The organism is Streptomyces sp. rh34, from assembly GCF_002551245.1.
In the GTDB taxonomy this organism is placed as follows: Bacteria; Actinomycetota; Actinomycetes; order Streptomycetales; family Streptomycetaceae; genus Streptomyces.
In genome coordinates, this window is the sequence record NZ_NTGZ01000452.1 from 1 (window position 1) to 2952 (window position 2952).

General features: G+C 78.7%; 1 protein-coding gene and 1 pseudogene. One reads left to right on the forward strand and one right to left on the reverse strand.

Annotated features, from left to right (window positions below):
• Window positions 1-36 precede the first annotated feature (36 nt).
• A pseudogene (locus CR470_RS37090) lies at window positions 37-1278 on the forward strand (class III lanthionine synthetase LanKC); the annotation flags it as partial.
• On the opposite strand, the gene CR470_RS37095 reads toward CR470_RS37090, so the two are convergent.
• Window positions 1265-2952, reverse strand: a 1688-nt coding sequence (locus CR470_RS37095; protein WP_257139056.1) for a BTAD domain-containing putative transcriptional regulator, incomplete at its 5' end; no start/stop codon positions are given. The pseudogene CR470_RS37090 and the gene CR470_RS37095 overlap by 14 nt on opposite strands.

Sequence of the window (2952 nt, forward strand, 5' to 3'; positions counted from 1 at the left end):
CCCTCGCGCCATCAGAGATGTGTATAAGAGACAGAGTACGGCCTGGCGGCCGGCGCCGGGCCCCGCCGCCCCGCGGCCCTGCGGACCGTGGAGGACGGCCGGGAGCGCGAGATCGCGGCCCTGCTCGACGGCCCCGCCCCCGACTGGGCCGGCCTGCGGACCCGGCTGCTCGCCGGAATCCACGCGGGCGCGACGCCCGAGCGCCGCGACCGGCTCTTCCCCGGCGACCCGAAGGCCTTCGCCACCGGCGGAAGCGACCTGGCGCACGGGGCCGCCGGCGTCCTCTACGCCCTCCACCGCACCGGGGCCCCCGTCCCGGACGCCTGGACCGACTGGCTCGTGGCGGCCGCCCACCGGCGCGACCCCGCGTCACCCGGCGGCCTGTTCGACGGACTGCCGGGCACCGCGGCGGTGCTGGCGCTGCTCGGCCGCCCGGACGAGGCGCGGGAACTGTTCGCCCGGGCCACCGCCGCCGCGCACCCCTCCACCTCCGCCGACCTGCTGACCGGCCGCGCGGGCACGGCCCTGGCCGCGCTGCGGCTGGCGACGGCCGGCACGTCCGCCCCGGACCCGGAGCTGGTGGACTTGGCCCTGCGCACCGCCTGGGACCTCGACTGTCTGGTCCGCGGCGAAACGGCGGCGGGCGGCGGCCCGGCCGCCCCGCCCTCCGCGGGGCTGCTGCGCGGACTGAGCGGCGTCGCCCTGCTGCACCTCGAACTCCACGCGCTCACCGGTGAGGAGTGGCTGCCGCGCGCCGCCCGCACCGCCCTGTACCGGGACTCCGGTCACTGCACCGCGATGCCCGACGGCACCGTCCAGGTCAAGGACGGCCGCCGCCACCTGCTCTACCTCGACCAGGGCAGCGGCGGCTTCGCCCTGGTCGCCCGCGCCTACCTGGCCCGGCACGAGGCGCCCGCGCTCGCCGCCCTGCTGCCCGGCGTGCACAAGGGCTGCACCAACGAGTTCGTCCGCGAACCGGGGCTGTTCACGGGACGGGCCGGACTCGTCGCCACCGCACGCCAGTTGGAGCGGGGCCCGGCCGGGCCCGGGGTCCTCGCCTCCGTACGCAACCTGTCCTGGCACCTGGTCGCCGACGGGGACCGGCTGCTGGTGCCCGGGGCGGGGCTGCGGCGCTGCTCCGCCGACCTGGCCACCGGGGCGGCCGGGCTGCTGCTGGCCCTGCACTTCCTGGCCGCGGCGGAAGCCGACGGGCCCTCCCACGGGGCCCCCGCCGGCGACCGGCCGCACGACCTGCTGAAGCTGCTCACCCTGGGCTGAGCGGACCGGCCGCCACCACCGTGCGGGCAGGTACGCCGATGAGATCCGGGGCCGGAGTCGGGGGCAGATACGGGGGCAGGGCCGGCACGCCGGAGGGGGCCGGTGGGCCGGGGTGACCCGGTACGCCGGTGGGAGCGGGTGCGCCGGGGTGCGCGGGCGTGACCGGTACGCCGGTGCCGGCGGGTGCGCCGCCGTGCGCGGGGGCCTCCCGCTCGCGGGCGTACAGGCCGAGCAGCCTCGGCACCTCGTACAGCGCGGCGTGCGCGGTGACCTCCCCGGCGGGCGAGGTCACCGCGCCGGCGTCGATCAGCGACTCGACGGCCCGGATCGCCGCCCGCTCCCCGCAGCCCAGCGCCGCCGTGGCCCGGTCCAGGGTGAACCCCCCGTCCTCGGAGAGCCCCGCCAGCCGCCCCAGCACCCGCCGGTCGCCGTCCGCGAGATCCCGCCAGCCGGACGCGATCCGATCCCGTACGGAGACGTCCCCGGCGACCAGTTCGTCCAGTGCGGCCGACGGGTCCTCCAGCCGGGCCGCGTACTCCGCCAGCGGCAGATGCCGCAGCACCGCCAGCCGCATCCCGCTCACCTCCACCGCGAGCGGCAGCGCCCCGCAGGCCCGGACGATCCGCAACGCCGCCCCCGGGTCGGTCCGCAGCCGCCCGGCCCCGATCAGCTTCCCCAGCAGCTCCAGGGCCTCGCCGTCCGCCGGCGCGGGCAACGCGATCCGGTGCACCGGGGCGAGACCGGCCAACTGCCCCCGTGCGGTGACCAGTACGGAACACCGCCCGGACCGCGGCAGCAGCCCCCGTACGGCCGCCTCGCCCGGCACGTCGTCCAGGAGGACCAGCGCCCGGTGCCGGGCCAGCCACCCCTGCCAAGCGTCCGCGAGAGCCCCCGCCGCCCGAACGTCCCCCTGCCCGCCCTCCGGCCCCGGCGGGGCGGCGCCCGCCACCCCGCACAGCCGCCCCAGCTCCGCCAGGACCTCCGCCAGGCCGCGCGCCGTACCGTCCTCCCGGCGCACCCGGACCTGGAAGCGGCCGTCGGGGAAGCGGTCGGCGAGCAGGTGCGCCGCCCGGACCGCCAGCGCCGACTTGCCCGCCCCGGCCGGGCCCGAGACGACCACCACCCGCTCCTCGCCGCCGCCCAGCACGTCGAGCAGGTCCCGCAGTTCGTCGCGGCGGCCGGTGAAGGCCCCCGTACAGGCGGGCAGCGCCACCGCGCTCACCGTCTCCCGGGCTGCGGCGGGCCGCCGGACCTCGCGCCCCCGGCCGAGCATCGAGCGGTACAGCGCCGCCATCGCCGGACTCGGCTCCAGACCCAGCTCCCGCGCCAGCAGCTGCCGGTAGTCGTCGTACACCGCCAGTGCCTCGGCCTGCCGGCCCGACTGGTGCAGGGAGTTCATCCAGGCGGCCCGGAGCCGCTCCCGCAGCGGATGACGCTCCACCAGATCCCGCAGCCCGTCCACCGCGACAGCGGCCCGGCCCAGCTCGATCTCGGTCTCCGCCCAGTCCTCGAACACCGTCAGACAGCGGGCCTCCAGCCGGTCGGCCTCCTCGGCGACCTCGGCGGAGTCCCGCAGGTCGTTCAGCGGCGGCCCCTCCCACAGGTCCAGCGCCTCACGCAACAGCCGGGCCGCGCCCGGCAGGTCCCCCCGCCCGGCCGCCGCCCGCCCCGCGC